The organism is Kitasatospora sp. NPDC090308 (assembly GCF_044769485.1).
In the GTDB taxonomy this organism is placed as follows: domain Bacteria; phylum Actinomycetota; class Actinomycetes; order Streptomycetales; family Streptomycetaceae; genus Kitasatospora; species Kitasatospora fiedleri.
Map to the genome: position 1 here is coordinate 138,590 of NZ_JBIVXY010000007.1, position 18,763 is coordinate 157,352.

General features: G+C 74.5%; 17 protein-coding genes. 6 read left to right on the top strand and 11 right to left on the bottom strand.

The genetic code is table 11. The annotated features are described in order from the left end of the window. Window positions 1-6: 6 nt before the first annotated feature. Complete coding sequence (locus ACIQVD_RS18540; protein WP_400681295.1) at window positions 7-882, bottom strand: MurR/RpiR family transcriptional regulator; 876 nt, start codon at window positions 880-882, stop codon at window positions 7-9. Further along, window positions 872-1,894: a hypothetical protein gene (locus tag ACIQVD_RS18545; protein WP_402290333.1), complete on the bottom strand. Its 1,023-nt coding sequence runs from the start codon at window positions 1,892-1,894 to the stop codon at window positions 872-874. Before ACIQVD_RS18545 ends, ACIQVD_RS18540 begins: the two co-directional genes overlap by 11 nt. 226 nt (window positions 1,895-2,120) lie before the next feature. On the opposite strand from ACIQVD_RS18545, the gene ACIQVD_RS18550 reads away from it, so the two are divergent. Genes ACIQVD_RS18550 through ACIQVD_RS18560 form a run of 3 tightly spaced genes read left to right on the top strand, consistent with a single transcriptional unit; the run spans window position 2,121 to window position 4,822 of the window. Beyond that, window positions 2,121-3,221 carry an ABC transporter substrate-binding protein gene (locus ACIQVD_RS18550; RefSeq protein WP_402290335.1) on the top strand — a complete coding sequence of 367 codons (1,101 nt, stop codon included), beginning with the start codon at window positions 2,121-2,123 and terminating at the stop codon, window positions 3,219-3,221. 3 nt (window positions 3,222-3,224) lie between these two features. Next, window positions 3,225-4,049, top strand: coding sequence for an ABC transporter permease (locus ACIQVD_RS18555; protein WP_402290338.1), 825 nt, complete (start codon window positions 3,225-3,227; stop codon window positions 4,047-4,049). Beyond that, complete coding sequence (locus ACIQVD_RS18560; protein WP_402290341.1) at window positions 4,028-4,822, top strand: ABC transporter ATP-binding protein; 795 nt, start codon at window positions 4,028-4,030, stop codon at window positions 4,820-4,822. The genes ACIQVD_RS18555 and ACIQVD_RS18560 overlap by 22 nt, the downstream gene beginning before the upstream one ends. A gap of 162 nt (window positions 4,823-4,984) precedes the next feature. On the opposite strand, the gene ACIQVD_RS18565 is transcribed toward ACIQVD_RS18560, so the two are convergent. The 3 genes from ACIQVD_RS18565 to ACIQVD_RS18575 all read right to left on the bottom strand — a co-directional run bounded on the left by ACIQVD_RS18565 (window position 4,985) and on the right by ACIQVD_RS18575 (window position 8,120). Further along, window positions 4,985-5,587, bottom strand: coding sequence for a GNAT family N-acetyltransferase (locus ACIQVD_RS18565; protein ID WP_402290343.1), 603 nt, complete (start codon window positions 5,585-5,587; stop codon window positions 4,985-4,987). After that, window positions 5,584-6,741 (bottom strand): ThiF family adenylyltransferase, encoded by a 1,158-nt coding sequence (locus tag ACIQVD_RS18570; RefSeq protein WP_402290346.1) that lies wholly within the window; start codon window positions 6,739-6,741, stop codon window positions 5,584-5,586. The genes ACIQVD_RS18565 and ACIQVD_RS18570 overlap by 4 nt, the downstream gene beginning before the upstream one ends. Window positions 6,742-6,953: 212 nt before the next feature. Then, window positions 6,954-8,120: an FAD-dependent monooxygenase gene (locus ACIQVD_RS18575; RefSeq protein ID WP_402290349.1), complete on the bottom strand. Its 1,167-nt coding sequence runs from the start codon at window positions 8,118-8,120 to the stop codon at window positions 6,954-6,956. 273 nt (window positions 8,121-8,393) lie between these two features. Here ACIQVD_RS18575 and ACIQVD_RS18580 point away from each other — a divergent pair, with 273 nt between their 5' ends. Then, window positions 8,394-8,894: a hypothetical protein gene (locus tag ACIQVD_RS18580; protein ID WP_400681275.1), complete on the top strand. Its 501-nt coding sequence runs from the start codon at window positions 8,394-8,396 to the stop codon at window positions 8,892-8,894. Between the two features lie 106 nt (window positions 8,895-9,000). Here ACIQVD_RS18580 and ACIQVD_RS18585 read toward each other — a convergent pair whose 3' ends face one another. The 5 genes from ACIQVD_RS18585 to ACIQVD_RS18605 all read right to left on the bottom strand — a co-directional run bounded on the left by ACIQVD_RS18585 (window position 9,001) and on the right by ACIQVD_RS18605 (window position 15,387). Further along, window positions 9,001-10,464, bottom strand: a complete 1,464-nt coding sequence (locus ACIQVD_RS18585) for a cellulose binding domain-containing protein (RefSeq protein ID WP_400681274.1) — start codon at window positions 10,462-10,464, stop codon at window positions 9,001-9,003. Between the two features lie 193 nt (window positions 10,465-10,657). Continuing rightward, window positions 10,658-12,190: a beta-N-acetylhexosaminidase gene (locus tag ACIQVD_RS18590; protein ID WP_400681271.1), complete on the bottom strand. Its 1,533-nt coding sequence runs from the start codon at window positions 12,188-12,190 to the stop codon at window positions 10,658-10,660. A gap of 91 nt (window positions 12,191-12,281) precedes the next feature. After that, a complete protein-coding gene (locus ACIQVD_RS18595) occupies window positions 12,282-13,124 on the bottom strand; it encodes a carbohydrate ABC transporter permease (protein ID WP_400681270.1) in 843 nt (280 codons plus the stop codon). After that, on the bottom strand, window positions 13,121-14,035 hold the full coding sequence (locus tag ACIQVD_RS18600) for a carbohydrate ABC transporter permease (protein WP_400681269.1): 915 nt from the start codon (window positions 14,033-14,035) through the stop codon (window positions 13,121-13,123). The genes ACIQVD_RS18595 and ACIQVD_RS18600 overlap by 4 nt, the downstream gene beginning before the upstream one ends. 71 nt (window positions 14,036-14,106) lie before the next feature. Then, the gene (locus tag ACIQVD_RS18605) at window positions 14,107-15,387 is read right to left on the bottom strand and encodes an extracellular solute-binding protein (RefSeq protein WP_402290354.1); all 1,281 of its coding nucleotides are present in this window, start codon (window positions 15,385-15,387) and stop codon (window positions 14,107-14,109) included. A 272-nt stretch (window positions 15,388-15,659) separates the two neighbouring features. Between ACIQVD_RS18605 and ACIQVD_RS18610 the strand changes: the two genes are divergently transcribed. Further along, the gene (locus ACIQVD_RS18610) at window positions 15,660-16,508 is read left to right on the top strand and encodes a GntR family transcriptional regulator (protein WP_100834439.1); all 849 of its coding nucleotides are present in this window, start codon (window positions 15,660-15,662) and stop codon (window positions 16,506-16,508) included. Window positions 16,509-16,605: 97 nt separating this feature from the next. On the opposite strand, the gene ACIQVD_RS18615 is transcribed toward ACIQVD_RS18610, so the two are convergent. Next, window positions 16,606-17,277, bottom strand: coding sequence for a hypothetical protein (locus ACIQVD_RS18615; protein ID WP_402290357.1), 672 nt, complete (start codon window positions 17,275-17,277; stop codon window positions 16,606-16,608). Between the two features lie 144 nt (window positions 17,278-17,421). On the opposite strand from ACIQVD_RS18615, the gene ACIQVD_RS18620 reads away from it, so the two are divergent. After that, window positions 17,422-18,693: an MFS transporter gene (locus ACIQVD_RS18620; RefSeq protein ID WP_402290360.1), complete on the top strand. Its 1,272-nt coding sequence runs from the start codon at window positions 17,422-17,424 to the stop codon at window positions 18,691-18,693. Window positions 18,694-18,763: the final 70 nt, after the last annotated feature.

An 18,763-nucleotide genomic window follows, 5' to 3' on the forward strand; every position in this document is an offset into this window, starting at 1 on the left:
GCGAGGTCAGCGGGCGCGGCGCAGGCTGTGGCGGCGGACGGCGTCGTGGGCGCGTTCCAGGCCGTCCAGCATCCGGGCGTGGTCGTGCTGGGCGAGGGTGACGTAGAGGGCGTCCACGACGGTGAGTTGGGCGGTGCGGGAGGCGGTGCCGCCGCTGCGGAAGGCGGTCTCCCGGGCGGCGGTGAGCAGCACCAGGTCGGCGGCCTGGGCGGCGGGCGAGCGCGGGTTGCTGGTGACGGCGGCGGTGGCGGCCCGGGCGAGGCGGGCCTCCTCCAGCACCTCGACCACCTCGCGGGCCCGGCCGGAGTGGCTGATGCCGAGGGCGAGGTCGCCGGGTTCCAGCAGGGCGGCGGTCATCAGTGCGGCGTGCACGTCGCTGGCGAACACGGCGGCGTAGCCGAGGCGTTGGAGTTTCTGGGTGGCGTCGAGGGCGGCCAGTGCGCTGGAGCCGACGCCGACCACCAGGATGCGGCGGGCGCCGCGGACGTGGTCGCCGAGGGCGGCGAGGACGGCCAGGTCGAGGGCGGCGGCGGTCTCCTCGGCGGCCCGGGCGTTGGCCCAGCCGACCTTGCGGACCAGCTGCTCGGGGGTGTCGTCGGGGCCGAGGTCGGTGCCGAGGCCGAGGTCGGGGCGGGTGTCGGCGCGCAGCCGTTCGGCCTCGGCGGCCAGGCCGAGCCGCAGTTGGGCGTAGCCGCGCAGGTCGAGGCTGCGGCAGAAGCGGTGCACGGTGGTCTCGGAGGTCCCGGCGGCGCGGGCGAGTTCGGTGATGGTGCGGGTGGCGGCGGTGCCGGGGTCGGCGAGGACCAGGTCGGCGATGCCCCGTTCGGCCTTGGGGAGCAGGTCGCGGTGGTGGCGGATCCGGGCGAGCAGGTCATCGGGCACGGGTCGGTCCTTCCTGGGGGTGGTGCGGCGGGCGGGTGCGGGCCAGCCGGTCGGTGAGGACGTTCCAGCGGTCGGGCCCGAGGCCCTCGCCGGGGAACAGGCAGATGCTGCCCGATCCGGCGGCCAGGGTGTGGTCGAGCAGGGCCGTGAAGTCGGCGGTGTCGATCGGCGGCCCCCAGTCGGCGGGGCGGCCGAGGGCGGCGGCGGCGTCAGCGGTGGTCTGCACGACGGGCACCAGCGGGACGGGGAGGGCCGGGCCGCGCAGCAGCCGGGCGGGCCAGCGCGGGTCGCGATGCAGGATGGCGTGGTAGGCCATCGGGAGCAGCAGGTCGAGCACCCGGGCGAGTTCGCGGGCGTCCTGGCCGACCAGGGCGCGGCGTTCGGTCTCGTCGGCGGCGGGGACCAGGAAGGCGCCGACGGGCAGGCCGGGGCGGGCGGTGCGGGCGGCGGCGGCGAGCAGGCGGGCGGCGCCGGTGACGGCGGCGGTGCGGAACTCCGTCCAGGCGTCGGCGTGGTGCGCGGCGATCCAGCGGGCCGCGGCGGCGCCGGGGCCTGGCGGGCGCAGGCCGGTGCGCGCGGTGAACTGCCGCAGTGTGTCGGGGTCGTAGGAGGCGGAGCGGGGCCGGGCGCCGGGGCGCAGTTCGAGCTCCCAGTGCAGCGGCCAGCGCAGGAAGTCCAGCAGCAGGCCGTCGACGGGGGCGGTGCGCAGGGCGGTGGTGAGCCGTTCGGCCAGGCGGGCGTTCCAGTCGGGGTCGTTGGGGCGTACGCCGGTGTACCACTCCATCGGCTGCCAGGGGCCGCCGTCCTGGTCGACGGCGGGCGGGCCGTCGGGGCCACGGAAGCAGGCGAAGCTGCCGTGCAGGCGCAGGCCGCGGCGGCGGACCAGGTCGGCCAGGTCGGGGGTGACCGCTTCGAGCTTGGTGACGACGGTGTCCAGTCCGGCCGCGGCGGCCCGGTCGAGCAGACGGGGCAGCCGCGGCGAGCCGGGGTCGAGGAGGTAGCAGGAGCGCACGGCGACCGACTCTAGCCAGCTGCCGAGAAAGTCGTAAATAACTTTCGTGCCGATCCGAAGGTTCGCAGTTCATCACGTAGCGTGGCGCAACACGGTGAAACATTTCCGCAATTCCAGCGGTGAAATCGAAAGATATTTACGGGATTTCGTTGACACCGGCCGAGCGGCGCGGCCAGGCTGAGGCCACCTCACCCCCTGCTCACACCGCCCGTTCGGGAGCTTCGCCATGCCCACGCACCGCCGCCCGTCCGCCCTCGCCCCGTCCGCTCCGTCCGCACCTTCCGCCTCGTCCGCTCCGTCCGCCTCGTCCGTCCTCGCCCTCGGCGCCGCCCTGCTGGTCGCCGCCGCCCTCGGCGGCTGCGCCCCGAGCGCGGGGAAGGCCGCCCCGGCCGGGGCCGTCACCGCGCCGCTGCCCACCGCCGTACCGGCCGGCGTCACGCTGCGGATCGCCGACCAGAACGACCTGCTGAAGACCACGCTGGCCGCCGCCGGGCAGGACAAGGACCTGCCGTACCAGGTCAGTTGGTCCTCCTTCCAGGGCGGCCCGGCGGTGCTGGAGGCGTTCCGGGCCGGGGCCGCCGACGTCGGCTTCGTCTCCGACGCGCCGGTGGTCTTCGCCCAGGCGCACGGCCAGGACGCCCGGGTGGTCGGCGTGGTGCAGAACAGCCCGGACGCCGTCCACCTGTGGACCTCGCCCGGCAGCGCGGCCCGGACGGTGGCCGACCTGAAGGGGAAGAAGATCGCCTACACCGAGGGCACCACCTTCCAGCCCGCCGTCCTGACCGCGTTGAAGAACGCCGGGCTGAAGCCCTCCGACGTCACCCTGGTCAAGCTCAACCCGCCGGAGATCCCCGCCGCGCTGGCCGCCGGGCAGGTCGACGCGGGCACCCTGACCGAGCCGCTGGTCAGCAAGTACGGCACCGGCTACCAGGACAAGGGCGCCCACGAGCTGGCCGACGACAAGGCGCTCACCAGCGGCCTGCAACTGCTCATCGCCCCGGGCGCCGTCGTCGCGGACGGCGCCCGCAGCGCCGCCCTGGCCGACCTGGCGGCCCGCTTCACCCGCGCCGAGCTGTGGATCACCGCCCACAAGGACGCCTGGGTGCAGTCCTACTACGTGGACTCCCAGAAGCTGCCCGCCGAGGTCGGCCGGGCCGTGGTCGCCAACAACGGGACGGCCACCATCCCCGACTACACCACCGCCGCCGCCCGGCTGCAGCGGATCACCGACGTGCTGGCGGAGTCGGGCGCGATCGGGGCGCTCGACGTCTCCGCCGCCTTCGACCGCCGCTTCGACGCCGTCCAGGCCGCCGCGGCCAAGGGCTGAGCGATGACGACCACCACCACCGGGGCGCCCGCCGCCCGGCGCCGCTCCGTCCGGCCGCCCGGCCCGGGCGGCCGCCGCCGGGTCCCGTTCTCCCGCGCGCTCGGCCCGCTGCTGCTGCTCGCCCTCTGGCAGACCTGCTCCGCCACCGGCGTCCTGGACCCGCAGACCCTCGCCCCGCCCGGGGCGGTCGCCCGGCAGGGCTGGGAGCTGCTCGGCGACGGGCAGCTCGGCCACCACCTGTGGGTGTCGCTCCAACGCGCCGCCCTCGGGCTGGCCTTCGGCGGCGCCGCGGCCGTGCTGCTGGCGCTGCTGGCCGGGCTCTCCCGGCTCGGCGAGGCGCTGATCGACGGGACGGCGCAGCTGTTCCGGGCGCTGCCGATCCTCGCCCTCGTCCCGCTGGCCATCCTGTGGTTCGGCATCGGCGAGGAGGTGAAGGTCATCCTGGTGGCGCTCGGCACCTTCTTCCCGATCTACGTCAACACCCACGCCGCCCTCACCGGCCTGGACCTGCGCTGGGCCGAACTCGCCCGCACCGTCGGCCTGAACCGCCGCCAGTTCCTGCGCCGGATCGCCCTGCCGGGTGCCGCGCCCGGCTTCTTCACCGGCCTGCGGCTGGCCGTCACCGTCTCCTGGCTGGTGCTGGTGGTCAGCGAGCAGATCAACGCCGACAGCGGCATCGGCTACCTGATGGAACAGGCCCGCACCTTCGGCCAGACCGACGTCATCGTGGTCGGCCTGGTGGTCTACGGCCTGCTGGGCCTGGCCTCCGACACCCTGGTACGACTCCTGGAGAGGCGAGCCCTGCGATGGCGCACGACACTCGGCTGACCGACCCGGCCACGGCTCCGGCTACGCCCCCGGGCCCGGCTCCGGCCGGCGGCGGGGTGCGGCTGCGCGGCCTGCGCCGCGCCTTCGACGGCCGCACCGTCCTGGACGGCGTCGACCTGGACGTCGCCAAGGGCGAGTTCACCGCCCTGCTGGGCCACTCCGGCTCCGGCAAGTCCACCCTGCTGCGGGCCGCCGGCCGCCTCGACGGCGGGGGCGAGGGCCTGGTCGAGGTGCCCGAGCCCAGCGCGGTGGTCTTCCAGGACGCCCGGCTGCTGCCCTGGAGCCGGGTGCTGGAGAACGTGGTGCTCGGCCTGCCCGGGCCCCGCTCCGCCGCGCTCGCCCGCGGCCGGGCCGCACTCGCCGAGGTCGGCCTGGCCGGCCGGGAGCGGGCCTGGCCCGGCACCCTCTCCGGCGGCGAGGCGCAGCGCGCGGCACTCGCCCGGGCCCTGGTGCGGGAACCGGAACTCCTGCTGCTGGACGAGCCGTTCGGCGCCCTGGACGCCCTCACCCGGATCCGGATGCACGCCCTGCTGCGCGACCTGTGCGCCCGGCACCGCCCGGCCGTCCTGCTGGTCACCCACGACGTGGACGAGGCCCTGCTGCTCGCCGACCGGGTCCTGGTCCTCGCCGACGGCCGCTTCTGCCTCGACCTGCCCCTGCCCGGCCCGGCCGGACCGGACCGCCGCCGGGACCCGGCCTTCCCCGCCCAGCGGGAGCGCCTGCTGCGGGCCCTCGGCGTCCCGGAGTCGGAACCGGGGGCGGATCTCCCCTGACCGGCGGTCTTGACCGTTCGACCGGTGATCCTGACCGGACAAGAGCGCGCCCCCATCCGGCCGGGCAGCACCGGCGGCGCGCTGTCCTCCGCCGGGAGACCTCGACGGGTGAGGGGGCCGGCGGAGGTCGGCGCGGCCGGGCGGGTCCGGCGGCGCGGTCCGTCACGTGGCGGCGGGGGCGGGGATGTCGAGGATGGCGAGTTCGGCGGGGGTGGCCTGGCGTTTCCAGTCGGGGGCGAGGGCGGCGTAGGTCGTCACGTCGTGCCAGCAGCCCCGGGTGCGGAAGAGTTGGCGCAGGGTGGCTTCGCGGGTCAGTCCGGCGGCGTGCATGACGGGGGGCATGTGGTCGTGGTCGGTGCGGTGTCCGGCCCAGATGCGGTGCAGGCCCAGGGGGCCGAAGCCGTAGGCCATGAGGAGCCGGCCGGTCTCGTGCGCGTGGCCGACGACGGGTGATCCGGGAAGCAGGACGACGGAGGTCAGCATGGCGTTGCTGCCGTAGTCCTCGACCAGGAGTCCGGCGGTGCCGAGCATGGTGTCGTCGTCGGGTGCGCAGACGGCGAGGGTGTACGTGCGGCGGGGGCGGGCGAGGGGCTGGGCGAGGGCGGCGGCGAAGGCGTCGTGGGCCCGGGCGGCGTCCATCCGGTCGGTGCCGAGGTAGCGGGTGAGCACGCGGCTGGTCATGATCCGCTCGTAGCGCGGGTGGTCGCCCGCCCGGAGTTCGCGCAGCCGCAGGTGCTCGCCGTGCAGGTCGGGTACGCGGTTCACCGGGCGCCCGCCGGGTCCGCGGGGATCAGGGCTTCGAGGTCGACGTAGGAGCGGCCGGAGGGGACGGGGTGGCCGAGCAGGATGCGGCGGGCGGTGTCGGTGACGAGGGCGGCGCCGAGCATGACGCCGCTGGCCAACTGGGGCCAGCTGGAGAGGTCGGTGCCGATGCGGGTCAGTGCGTCGGTCATCGCCGGGCTCAGCTGCTCCCGGTCGACGACCCGCAGCAGGAAGCGCATCTGCTCGCCCGGGTCCATCGCGCGCACGTCGTCGGCCGTCACGGCGCCTGCGCGGCCGTGGAAGAGCGGGCGCTCCGGTTCCAGGTCGAAGCGCTCGACGTCCAGCAGGCCGCGGTCGTTGGCGTCCATGAGGACGGGCACCCGTCGTTTCCGGGCGTGCTCGCGGGCCGCCGTCTTGACCCAGGGGGTGTCGCACTCCTCGACGAGCAGGTCCACTCCTCGGCCCTCGCCCCGGCACGGGGCGAAGAACTCCTCGATGCTCTCCTCGCTCACTCCGCGCCGGTGGACGGAGACGTCGAGGTAGGGGTCGAGCTCGTACAGGCGCCGCGCGCAGACGACGGTCTTCTCCAGGCCGATCTCGTGGACGCCGGCGCGCAGCCGGTTGAGGTTCGACAGGCTCAGCCGGTCGAAGTCGGCCAGCCGGAACGAGCCCCCGACGCCCTCCATCGCACAGGTCAGTGCCGCGCTGGATCCCACCGACAGGCCGATGACCCCGATGCGGCGGCCCAGCAGGTGCCCCTGCTCCTCGCGGGTGATCTTGTCGCGGTTGCGGTCGGTGCGCACCAGCCGGAATTCGGCCTCGGGCAGGACCCGGACCAGGCGGCCCGACCACGGGTACCAGACCCAGGTCCCGTACTCGTCCGGCAGGAGGCCGCCGCGGGCCTCGTCGACGGCGCGCTCCAGGGCTGCGGGAGGAAACGGTTCTCCGGGGTTCAGACAGCGCACGAGCTCGACCAGCTGCTCGTCGACGCGGTCGTGGACCTCGCGCAGTGCGGGCGAGTCCAGCAGCTTCTTCAGTTCGACGGCGTGGTCGGCCGAGGCCGGGTCGAGCAGGACGGGACGGAACGATTCGGCAGGCGAAACCGCCTGCCGGGGCCGGTCGATCGGGGCATCGGCGAGAGAGGGGGTGTGGGTCACGTCGTCCGACGCTAGCAACAACAAGATCGTCGGCCGCGGTGTCTTCACCCGCCCGGCGGCATCCCCACCAGTCCGTGTACGGGGGGACGTGTCCGATCGGGTGAAGGGGGTCGCAACTGCGCTCGAAGGGCGGGCGCGTGCGTGAGGCGGCCGGTCGTCGCCGCCGGCCGGGGGCGTCCGGGACCGTCCGGGACCGTCCGGGTCCGGAGCCCTCAGCGCAGCGGGGTGTCCCAGTCGAGCAGGCGCAGCAGCGCCTCGTCGGGGCGGCTGTCCGTCGGGCGGCGGGTGTCGCCGGGCGGGCGGGTGTCCTCGGAGGGGCGGGCGGCGGTCAGGCGGGCGCTGGCTGCCGTGTTCTGTTCGGCGCGGGGGCGGCGGTGGTGTTCGTAGCGGGCGAGCGCGGCCTCGGTGGTGGGGGTGTCCCGGAGTGCCTTGGCCAGGACGAGGGCGTCCTCCAGCGCCATCGAGGCGCCCTGTCCGGTGGCCGGGGAGGCGGCGTGCGCGGCGTCGCCGATCAGCACCGCGCGGCGGCTGCGCCAGCGGCCTCCGGGCGGCAGGTGGAGGGCGTCGGTGACCATGAGGTCGTCGCCCGTGGCCGCCACGATGTCCGCGCAGGGGGTGCGGTCGGGGCGCAGCAGCTCCTCCAGCCGGGCGCGCCACTGGGCGGGCGTGGTGCGGTCGCGCTCCTGCGGGCCGAGCGGCGGGCCGGGGACGCGGGCGAACCAGTGGGTGCGGCCGGCGGGCGGGACGAGGTAGCCGAAGGCGGCGGCGCTGCCGCGGACCATGGTGATCAGGCCGGGTGCGGCGGCGGGGCGCGGCGCGGTGTCGCTGTAGCCGTAGAAGACGCGCTGTCCGGCGTACGCAGGGCCGGGGCCGTCCGGGTCGAGCCAGGCCCGCACCGTGGAGTGCAGGCCGTCGGCACCGACCAGCAGGTCTCCGGTGGCCGTGCTGCCGTCGGCGAACCGGGCGGTGACGGCCCGGTCGGTCTCGGTGACGCCGGTGAGCCGGGCGGCGTGCCGCAGCACGATCCCGCGCCGGCGGGCCTCGGCCCGCAGGACGGCGGCGAGTGCGGCCCGGCGCAGGCAGCGGTAGCGGGTGAGCGGCCGGTCGTGCTCGCCGAGCGGTACGGACGCCAGTTCCGTTCCGGTCGCGTCCAGGACGCTCATCCGGGTGACGTCGAACCCGGTGCCGGCCACCGCCCGGGCGGCGTCGAACCCGGCCAGGGCGCGCATGCCGTTGCTGGCCAGGGTCATGAACGCGCCGATGTCCCCGTCGCTGTCGGGGTGCGCCTCGTGGACGACCGGCTGGTGACCGGCCTTGTGCAGGGCCAGTGCGGCCGCCGTTCCGGCGATCCCGCCCCCGACCACCACGATCCGCGCCATGGGCCGCCCCTCACCGTGTCCGCGCCGTCACCGACCGTCCCATCCTCGCAGAGCGGTCCGCGCGGACGGCGCCCCGGCGGGGACGGGAGGGAAGGACGGCCGAGAACCGGCCGCGCGCCCCGCCCGCTCCCGTCCCTCCCCACTGCTCCCGTCCCTCCCGGCTGCTCCCGTCCCTTCCTTCCCTTCCGTCCCTTCCGTCCGGGCCGGAGGATTCCGCGCGGGCTCCCTGGGCAACCGCTCGGCACGACAGGACGCGAGAGACGGACAACGCCCATGGCCGAGGTACCGAGCAGCCACCGCATGCTCACCATCTACCTGAACAACCACCTGGCCGGCGCCGAGGCCGGCACCCGGCGGGCCCGCCGGATCGCCGACGCCCACCCCGGCCCGGACCGGGGGGAGGCGCTGCGGCAGTTGGCCGCGGACATCGCCTGCGACACGGCGTCGCTGCGCCGGGTGATGCGGGAACTCGGCGTCCGCGAACGCCGCCCGTACGCCTGGCTGGGACGCGCCGGCGAACTGGCGGGCCTGGTCAAACCGAACGGCGCCGTGCTGCGCCGCTCCCCGCTGACCGACCTGGTCGAGCTGGAGGCCCTCCGGCTGGGCGTCCTGGGCAAGCGCCAGCTCTGGGCCGTGCTGGCCGACCGGTTCGGCGCCGACTCCCGCGTCGACCGGTCCCGGCTCGACGAACTCGCCGAGCGGGCCGACCGGCAGGCCCAGCTGCTGGAGGAGCTCCGGCTGCGCGCCGCCGGGGTGCTGACCACCCGGGCGTGACCGCGACGGCCCCGGCGGCGGGCCGCCCCGGGCGTTCCGGCGCGCGCGGGCGCCCCGCCCCCTGCCGAGCGGCGTGGCGGGGGCGGGGCGCCTGGTGCGGGCGGGGTCAGCTGCCGGGGACGGTGTCCTTGAACGCGGTGCCGGCCGTGCGGAGCGCGGCGACGTTCGTGGCGACCTGGGCGGGGCTGAGCACCTGGTCCTTGACGAAGTACACGTAGTCGACCTGCTGGTCGTACGAGCGCGGGGTGGTGGAGTACTGGCCCGCGAGGTCGATCAGCCAGTGGTTGAAGTCGATGAACTGCGGGGTCTCGGGCAGGTAGGGCTCGCCGTGGGTGGCGACGACCTGGCCGTCGATGTAGTAGGTGACGTTGCTGTTGTCGATGGTGAACTGCAGCAGGTGCCAGCCGTCGAAGGACTGGCGCTGCTCGCCGTGGGTGTTGACGGCGTTCCACGGGTCCGGGTTGTAGGTCTCCCAGGTGGTCTCGTACATGATGTTGCTCTGCTCGCCCCAGCCGCCGTTGGGCAGGTACTCGAAGTCCTGCTCGCTGTAGTTGGGGTCCATCGGGGCGTTGAGCGGGGTGAAGGCGAAGAAGGTCTGGTTGATGTGGTCGCCGTCGGGGCCGCTGTTGGGGGCGTCGGCGAACTTGACCCGGGCCGCGTAGGTGCCGTTCTTGAACTTGCGCGCGGTGGTCTGGATCTCGGTCTCCTTGGTGCCGGAGGCCGTGCCGTCGGTGGTCAGGCGCAGGTTGAGCACCTTGCTGCCGCCGACGGTGGGGAAGGTGACGTCGGCCGGGGACCAGGTGGCGCCGGAGACGCCGGGGCCGCCCTGGCCGGACTTGACGGTCCAGCCGTGCTGCTGGACGGCCGCGTCGGCGCTGGTGTTGTAGGAGAAGTCGTCGAACAGGACGGGCGCGTTCGGGTCGACCGGCGGGGTGGAGGTGGAGCCGGACGGCGACGGCGAGGGGGAGGAGCTCGGCGACGGGGAGGGGTTGTTGCCCGCGGGGGCGGTGCCCCAGATCAGCGCGCCGTCCTCCTGGAGGGTGACCTTCTGCCAGTCGACGTAGCTGGTCTGGGTGCCGCTGAAGGAGTAGTCGTCGGACTGGGTGAGGGTCTGCCAGTCGGAGCGGTAGAAGCGCAGCTGCATGTCGCCGGTGGACTGGCCGGGGGCGAGCGAGCCGGCGCCGGCGGTGAAGCCGATCTCCAGGTAGCGGTCGGCGGTGGCGGTGGGGTTGGCCAGGGTGCCGAAGGTGCCGGTGATGTTGCCGCAGCCCTTGACCGCCCAGGAGCAGGCGAAGCGGTAGCTGACCGACGGGCCGTCGGACTTGAAGTAGTAGCGCAGGGTGATCCGGTTGAGCGCGACGGTGCTGCTGCCGGTGTTGGTGACCTGGAGCCAGGGCTCGGTCTGGTCGGCGGTCGCGCCGGAGGCGCTGGTGCGGTACTGCACGCTGAACTTGTCGGCGGCGGACGCCGGGGCGACGGTCAGCGCGGTGGCGGCCAGGCCGGCCGCGGCGATCGCGGCGGCCGTGGCGAGCCGGGCGCGCCGGCTGGTCGTGCGGGGACGTGCGGACACGGTGGTTCCTTCCGTGGGGGGAGGGTGCCCCGCGGTGCGGCGGGGCGGTGGACGTTCCGGCGGTGCACGTGCGGGGTGCGGCCGCGGAGGTGGTCCGCGTGCTGCGGGCGGCTGCTGACGGTGGGTCGGCGGCCGGGTCTGTGGGGGGCGCGCGCGGCGGGGCGCGCGCCCGGGTCACGCGTCCTGGGCGCGCTCAGGTGGTGAGCAGTTCGCGTTCGGCGTGGTGGATGCCGAGGGCGGCCAGGCGGGGGCGGTGCGCGGCGAGGGCGGGCAGGAAGTCCCGGGTGTAGTCGCTGTCGGGGTTCCAGGCCCGGTCGGCGATGGCGCACAGCCGGGGGTAGGCGAGGTAGTCGAAGTGCTCGGCGGTGGTGACGAACTCGCTCCACAGCTGGGCCTGGGTGCCGAGCACCCGGGCCCGTTCGGCCTCGTCCCAGTGCGCGGGGGCGGCCTGGTGGGCGTGCGCGGTGGGCAGGTCGACGACGTACTCGGCCTGGCCGAGCGGTTCGTCGGGGCGGTCGGACTGCGGGTAGTCGAGGTAGGTGGCGCGGTGCGGGGCCATCACGATGTCGTGGCCGCGGCGGGCGGCGTCCCGGCCGTGCTCGGCGTCCCGCCAGGGCATCACGGTGAACTCGACCGGCAGGGTGGCGCCGTCCGTCTCGGCCCAGCAGATCGGGACGCGGCCGGCGGCCAGCAGGTGCCGGCCGACCTCGCCGAGGAACCAGCCGCGCAGGTGGGCGGGGGCGGCGAGGCCGAGTTCGGCGGCCCGGCGGCGGGCGGCGGGGCTGGTCTCCCACTCGACGGTGGGGCACTCGTCCCCGCCGAGGTGGACGTAGCGGGAGGGGAACAGCTCCGTGGCCTCGTCCAATACGGCGCGGCAGAAGGCGAGCGCCTCGTCGTGCACGCCGAGCACGGTCTCGCACACGCCCCACTCGGTCCACACGTCGAGCTGCCGCTCGGGGTGGTTGCCCAGGTGCGGGTAGGCGGCGAGGGCGGCCCGGGTGTGGCCGGGCATGTCGATCTCGGGGACGACGGTGACGCCGCGTTCGGCGGCGTACGCCACCAGGTGCCGCAGTTCGGCCTTGGTGTACGAGCCCTGGTGCGGGAGCGCGTCGTACCTGGTGGAGCCGGCGTGGCCGACCATGCTGCGCTCGCGGCGGGCGCCGATCTCGGTGAGCCGGGGGTAGGCGTCGACGGGCAGCCGCCAGCCCTGGTCGTCGGTCAGGTGCAGGTGCAGGACGTTGAGCTTGTGCAGGGCGATCCGGTCGACGGCGGTGAGCAGCCGGTCGAGGGGCTGGAAGTGCCGGGCGGTGTCGATCATGAACCCCCGCCAGGCGTGCCGGGGCCGGTCGGTGATCCGGACGGCGGGCAGGCTCCACTCGACGCCGGCCACCGGCTGCGCCGAGAGCGCCTCGGGCGGCAGCAGTTGGCGCAGCGTCTGCACCGCGTGCCGCAGGCCGGCGGGCCGGGCCGCGAGCAGCGTCACCTGGAACGGGTCCACCGTCAGCCGGTAGCCCTCCTCCCCCAGCTCCCGGTCGTCGGGGGCGAGGACGAGCGCGACGGTGCCTTCCGCCCCGGGGGCCAGCGGCAGGCCGGTCGCGGGGCGCAGCAGGGTGCGCAGCAGGTCGGCGGCGGCGGCGGCTTCGCCGTCGGCGCGCACGGTGGTCCGTTCGGTCAGGGTGAACCGTCCGGCGGCGGGGACGAGTTCGACCGGGGTCGGCAGGATCACGGGGTGGTCTTCTTCCGGGGGTAGGGAGGCTGGCGGGCTCTGCGGACGGTGCGGGCGGGGGCCGGAGCCCGGCGGGCGGGGGCGGTGGGGGTCAGCCCTTGACCGCGCCGGCGGTCATGCCGGTGGTGACCTTGTTCTGCAGGAAGAGGAAGACGATCAGGACGGGGAGCATGAACAGGCTCGCGGCGGCCATGGTGGCGCCCCAGTCGGTGCCGAAGACGTTGGCGAAGGAGGAGAGCCAGACCGGGAGGGTGCGGGCGTCCTGGTTCTTGATGATCAGGGTGTTGGCGAAGGCGAACTCGTTCCAGGCGGTGATGAACCCGAACAGCGAGGTGGACAGGAGGCCGGGGGCGAGCAGCGGGAGGGTGATCCGCCGGAAGGCCTGCGGCCGGGTGCAGCCGTCGACCTGGGCGGCCTCCTCCAGTTCGGCGGGGACGGCGGCGAGGAAGCCGCGCAGGGTGACGATGGTGAAGGGCAGGGTGGTCATGAAGTAGACCAGGGTGAGCATGCTGAGGCTGTCGAGCATGTCGGTGTCGCGGGCGATCACGTACATCGGGATCAGCAGCGCCTCCCAGGGCGCCATCTGCGCGGTGAACACCAGCAGCAGGAACGCCCGGCGGCCGCTCCAGCGCAGTCGGCCGACGGCGTACGCGGCGAGCAGGGCGACGATCAGGGAGAGCAGGACGGCGCTGAGGGTGACGTACAGGCTGTTGCGCCAGTAGCCGCCGAAGCCGGGAGCGTGGATCGCGGTGGAGAAGTGCTCGAGGGTGGGGTGCAGCGGGAGGAAGGCGGGGGTGGCGGCCTGGATCTCGGCGGTGGGCTTGAAGGCGGTGACCACCATCCAGTAGACCGGGAAGGCGGCGGTGGCGAGGACGGCGAGCGCGGCGAGGTTGAGCGGCAGCCGGCGCAGTCGGCGGGGGGCGAGGAGCTTCACGCCTCGGCTCCTTCCTGGCGGTGCATCCGCCGGAGGGTGGTGACGAGCGCGGCGAGCAGGATCAGCACGGTGAGCGTGGAGGCCGCGGAGCCGAGGTCGTACTTGTGCAGGTTCTGGGCGATCTGGAAGGCGTAGACGGGCAGGGTGGTGGTGGCGCCGTTGGGGCCGCCCTGGCTGACCACCCATATCTGGGCGAAGCACTTGAAGGTCCAGATCACCTCCAGCGAGGTGACCAGGGCGAACAGCGGCCGCAGCACGGGGACGGTGACCAGGCGGAAGGTCTGCCAGGCGCTCGCGCCGTCGATCCGGGCAGATTCGTAGAGCTCGGCGGGGATGGTGGTGAGTCCGCCGTACAGGGTGAGCGCGGCGAACGGGACGGACTGCCAGACCACCAGCAGCACCAGGACGGTGAAGGTGGCACCGGAGTGGGCGAACCAGGCGTAGTCGCGGTAGCCGTGCAGCCCCAACTGGTCAAGTGCCCAGTTGACCACTCCGAAACGGGACTGGAAGAGCCACTGGAACACGGTGGTGGCGGCGATCACCGGGGTGGCCCAGACCAGCACCAGGGCGCTCATCACGGCCAGCCGCATCCGCCGGCCGAGCCGGACCAGCATCAGCGCGACGAGCGTGCCGAGGCCGGTGATCAGCGCGGTGTTGAGCGCGGTCCAGCCGAGGGTGCGGAGGGTGACGGTCCAGAACTTGGAGTCGGAGAGCAGCTCGGTGTAGTTGTCGAACCCGACGAACGGGGCTCCGCCGCGGATCAGTTGGGCCAGCCGGAAGTGCTGGAAGGAGATCACCAGGTTCCGGGCGATGGGGTAGAGCAGTAGGTACGCCGCGCCCACCAGGGTCGGGGCGATGAGCAGGTAGGGCCGGATCCTGGTGCGGAGCGGCGGTGACGCGTTGGTGGGCACGGCGGGGTGTACTCCTGTTCGACGGTGGTGCGGACCCGGGGGGCCGGCGGGGGCGCGGGGGCCCGGCCGGGTCACTTGCCGCTGAGCGCCTTGGTGATGGCCTCGCTGGCGGTCTTGCCCGCGGCGGCCGGGTCGGCGCCGGTGAGGACCTGGGTCATGTACTGCTTGATCGGGTTGTCGGCCTCGACGGCCGCCCACTCGGGCGAGTTGGGGGTGGCGTGGCCGCTGACCGCGCCGGCGGCCATCGCGGCGGCGCCCTCGTTCCCGCTGAGCACGGAGGCCAGGGTGGTCCGGTTGGGGACGTAGTTCATCTGCTTGGCGATCTCGGTCTGCCACTTGTCGCCGGCCAGCGCCTTGACCACCTCGTAGGCGGCCTGCTGGTGGTGGGAGGACTCCGGGACGATCAGGTCGGAGCCGCCGGTGAACACCGCGCCGGGCTTGTCGGCGCTCTTGCCGGGGATCGGGAAGAAGCCGAGCTTGTCCTTGAGCGCGGGGTTGGCCTTGATGATCGCGTTGGCGCCACCGGGGGTGGAGATCAACTGCGCGGTGTGGCCCTGGGCGAACACCTCGGCCTGCGGCGGCTTGGCCTCGTCGGCGTCCTTGGGGCCCTTGCCGAGCGCCTGGAGCTGCTGGTAGAAGCCGATCGCGGCCTTGGCCTGCGGGGTGTCCAGGGCGCCCTTCCACTTGCCGTCGGAGCCCTTGGCGGCGAGGTCGCCGCCCTCGTCCCAGAGGAAGCCGGCCAGCACGTACCAGGTCTGGCCGGTCAGGTAGATGCCCTCGTTGCCGCCGGTGTTGAGCTTCTGGGTGTCGGCGATCCACTCCTCGCGGGTCTTGGGCGGGGTGGTGATGCCGGCCTGCTGGAACAGGTCCTTGTTGTAGATGACCACGCGGTTGGCGGCGTACCAGGGGATGCCGTACTGCTTGCCGTCGATCTTGCCCGGGTCGGCGAGGCCGGGGATCCAGTCGGAGCCGTTGAGCTCGGCGGTCCTGTCGCTGAGGTCGTGCACGCCGCCGCTGGCCGCGTACTGCGCGACCTGGGTGTTGCCGACCTCGATCACGTCCGGGGCGTCGTTGCTGGCCAGCGCACTGGTGACCTTCTGGCCGATGCCGTCCCACTCCTGGATCTGCACCTTCAGGGTGGTGCCGGGGTGCGAGGACTCGAAGTCGGCCTTGAAGTCCTTCAGGAAGGGGTCGGTGACGCTGTCCTTCATGATCCAGACCGTCAGCTCGGCCGGTCCGGCCGATTCCTGGGAGCCCGAACCGGAGCCGGAGGAACAGGCGGTCAGGGTGGCCGCACCGAGCAGCAGGGCGATCGCGGAGCGCAGGACGGTCGGAAGTGCGGTGGATCTCACGGTGGGTGCCGCCTCAAGGTGACTGGGGATGCGTGTGGGGGTGGTTCCAAGGAGACCGACTTTTTACCAGTAGAGTGAACTGGTCCGGTCGGTGGTAAGAGAAGGTGGCACAGCCGGTGCAGCCCGTCAAGGCCCCCCGCACCCGCCCCGACCGGCCTCCCACCTGCAAAGGAACCTTCCAGTTCGGGGGTTCCGAGGGCGGGGCGAGCACTGGTAAGGTCCGCGAACTGGTCTGGTATGGTCTGACCAGTTCGGAGCGAAGGGATGGCACGATGGCGACGGATTCGTCCGGCGGGGCGGGATTGAAACGCGATCAGGTCCGGGAGTACCTGCGCGAACTGGTCGAGTCACTGACCCCGGGCGACCCGGTCCCCTCCGAGCGGGCGCTCTGCGCCCAGCTCGGCGTCTCCCGCCCGACGCTGCGCGCCGGGGTGGACGAACTGGTGGCCGCGGGCCTGCTGGTGCGCGAGCACGGGCGCGGCACGTTCGTCGCCCCCGCCAAGATCGTCCAGGAGCTGACCCCGTCCGTCGGCGGCGACCCGTCCTTCAACGTGCCGAGGGCGTCCGGCAGTTGGACCAGTCAGGTGCTGGAGTTCACCCCGCTGCCGGCCGGTGCGGCGATCGGCCGCAAGCTGCGGCTGTCCCCCGCCGCGCCGATCCTGCACCTCGTGCTGCTCCGGCTGGTCGACGGCGAGCCGATGGCCATCGAGCACCTGCACATCCCGGCCGACCTGCTGCCCGACCTGGCCCCCGCCGAGCTGGAGCACGGCGACCTCTACCAGCTCCTGGCCGCCCGCGGCGCCCACGTCCACGAGGCCGTCCAGGCCATCGAGCCCACCGTGGTCAACGACCGCGAGGCCCGCCTGCTGACCATCCCCGCCCTCTCCCCCGCCCTGCGCTTCGAGCGGCTCACCAGCGACGCCACCGGCCGCCCCGTCGAGTACACCCACTCGCTCTACCGCGGCGACCGCTACCGCATCGTCTCCCGCATCTCGCTCGCCGACCCCACCCCCGCCACCCCCGGCGACTCCCGCCACCACCCGGGCATCCCGCCGAACGACCTGACCACCCGCGGCACCGGCCCCACCGTCACCACCGGGGACATCCAGCCGCTGCTCTGACCCGGCCGGGGAGCGGTGGCGCGGGCCCAGCGGCGCGGCCTCGGCAGCGCGGACCGGGCTCAGCGGCGCGGGACCAGTCGCACGGGCGCGGGGCGGTTCAGTCGCGCGGGGCGCTGTACCAGCGCCACCCGGTGGGCGGCCGTTCGCGGCCCGGCAGGTCGCCCCGGCCGGTGGCCCACAGCAGGGTCGGCCAGGGGTCGGTGCCGGTCGGGGCCGCCGGGAAGAGCCGGGCCAGCACCCGGGCGCTGATCCCGGCGGGCGCCGTCCAGTCCAGGCCCAGACCGAGCGCCAAGTCCTCGGCGTGGACGAAGAGTTCGACCAGCCCCATGGCGGCGCTGCCCTCCGCGTCCGCCGTCCCGAAGCCGTGGAAGGCGCGGTCCTGCGGGCGGGCCGTGCGGACCATCGCCACCAGCAGCGCCCCGCACGCCTCCAGCACCTGGACCAGGCCCCGCGGCCCGGCCGCCCGCTGGGCGAAGACCACGCTGGTGGGCTTGCCCGGCGCCTCCTGCCGGTAGGCGAACGGCACGAACCCGTCCGCGGGGGGCGACTGCGGCCCGAGCTGGGCGGCGTAGGCGAACAGGTCGTCCGCCAGGTGCTCCGCGGTCTCCCAGCAGCTCCACTCCAGCGTTCCGGCGGGCCGGTCCCAGTCGGCCGCCGCCGCGTCCGGCCCGCTCAGCAGGGCGACGACCAGCCGGACGCCCTCGGCGAGGTCCTCCGCCGTCACCGGGCCGACGCCGACGGGGTGTTGCGCGCGTACATGATCAACCATGGGCCGAGCGTACCCGTCGGCGGCGCCGGCTCCGCCCCCTCATCGACACTACCTCTCGACATCAAGTCTCTTGATATCAAGAGACTTCTCGGGCAGAGTGCTCTCCGTACGGACGGACCACCCTCACACCGGACGGGGAGCACCATGGGCGAGCGGACGCGCGGCGACGGGCTGCTGGAGCAGTTGCGGCGGCCACCGGGCGGACGGGACGGGCGGGCGATGCTGCTGACGCTGTTCGTCGACCGCACCGGCACCGGCGTCTGGGCGGCGGCCTGCGTGCTGTACTTCACCGAGGTCGGGCGGCTGACGGCCGCACAGGTCGGGCTGCTGCTGGGCGTCTCCTCGGTGGCGGGCATCGCGGGGACGCCGCTGGCCGGACGGCTGGCCGCCTCCTGGGGGGTGCGGCGGGTGCTGATCGGCTGCCACCTGCTGCGGGTGGCGGCGCTGACGGCGGTGCTGTTCTGCGCCGCGTTCATTCCGCTGCTGCTGGTGGTGGCGCTGGCCACGCTCGGCGACCGGGCGGCCCGCGCGATGGAGATGCTGTACGCCACCGAGGTCGCGGGCGAGCGCCGCTCGGCTTACCGGGCGCTGTCGCGCACCTCGATGAACGCCGGGTACGCGGCGGGCGCCGGCCTGGCCGCGCTCGGCCTGGCGGTGGGCACCCCGGCCGCGTACCGGGTGCTGGTGATCGCCGACGTGGCCTCCTTCCTGGTCGCCGCCGCCCTGGTGGCCACCCTCCGGGAGCCGGGCCGGGCCGCCACGGCCGCCGCCACGGACGGTCCGACGGCGACGGTGGGCGGGGCCGCCGCCCCGGCTCCCCGGCCCAACCCCTGGCGGGACGCCGGGTACCTGCGCTTCGTCGCCCTGGACGCGATGCTCACCATCGACGACGCGATCCTCAACGTGGGCCTGCCGCTCTGGCTGATCCACTCCACCCGCGCCCCGCACGCGCTGGTCCCGGCCTTCCTGGCGATCAACACCGTGGTCGTGGTGCTGGCCCAACTCCGGGTCTCCGCCCTGGTCAGCACGGCCCGCCAGGCGGTCCGGGTGGTCCCGCTGTACGGGTTCGCCGTCCTGGGCTGCTGCGCCGCCGCCGCCCTGGCCCACCGGACGGGACCGCTGCCCGCCTCGGCCCTGCTGCTGCTCGCGGCGGTGCTGGTGACGCTGGCCGAACTGATCCGCTCGGTGGTCTCCTGGGAGCTGTCGGTGGCCCTGGCCCCGGAACGGGCCCGCCCCGAGTACCTGGGGGTGGCGGGCATGGCCCACTCCACCGAGAAGGCCGCGGGCCCGCTCCTGCTCACCGGCGCGGTCCTGGCCACCGGCCCCCTGGGCTGGCTGACCCTGGGCGCGGCCACCACCGCGGCGGCCTACGCCCAACGCCGCTACGGCGCCATCCGGTTGGCCCTCACGCCGTGAGACCGGCGACCGCCCCGGGCCTCACCGCGCGAAGCCGGCGACGGCCGCGGGCCCGCCCCCGCGAGGCCCA

Excerpts from the sequence above, each read along its gene's own strand:
- ACIQVD_RS18550 (WP_402290335.1), top strand. The coding sequence starts at position 2,121 with ATGCCCACGCACCGCCGCCCGTCCGCCCTCGCCCCGTCCGCTCCGTCC.
- ACIQVD_RS18555 (WP_402290338.1), top strand. The coding sequence starts at position 3,225 with ATGACGACCACCACCACCGGGGCGCCCGCCGCCCGGCGCCGCTCCGTC.
- ACIQVD_RS18560 (WP_402290341.1), top strand. The coding sequence starts at position 4,028 with ATGGCGCACGACACTCGGCTGACCGACCCGGCCACGGCTCCGGCTACG.
- ACIQVD_RS18575 (WP_402290349.1), bottom strand. The coding sequence starts at position 8,120 with ATGGCGCGGATCGTGGTGGTCGGGGGCGGGATCGCCGGAACGGCGGCC.
- ACIQVD_RS18580 (WP_400681275.1), top strand. The coding sequence starts at position 8,394 with ATGGCCGAGGTACCGAGCAGCCACCGCATGCTCACCATCTACCTGAAC.
- ACIQVD_RS18610 (WP_100834439.1), top strand. The coding sequence starts at position 15,660 with ATGGCGACGGATTCGTCCGGCGGGGCGGGATTGAAACGCGATCAGGTC.
- ACIQVD_RS18615 (WP_402290357.1), bottom strand. The coding sequence starts at position 17,277 with ATGGTTGATCATGTACGCGCGCAACACCCCGTCGGCGTCGGCCCGGTG.
- ACIQVD_RS18620 (WP_402290360.1), top strand. The coding sequence starts at position 17,422 with ATGGGCGAGCGGACGCGCGGCGACGGGCTGCTGGAGCAGTTGCGGCGG.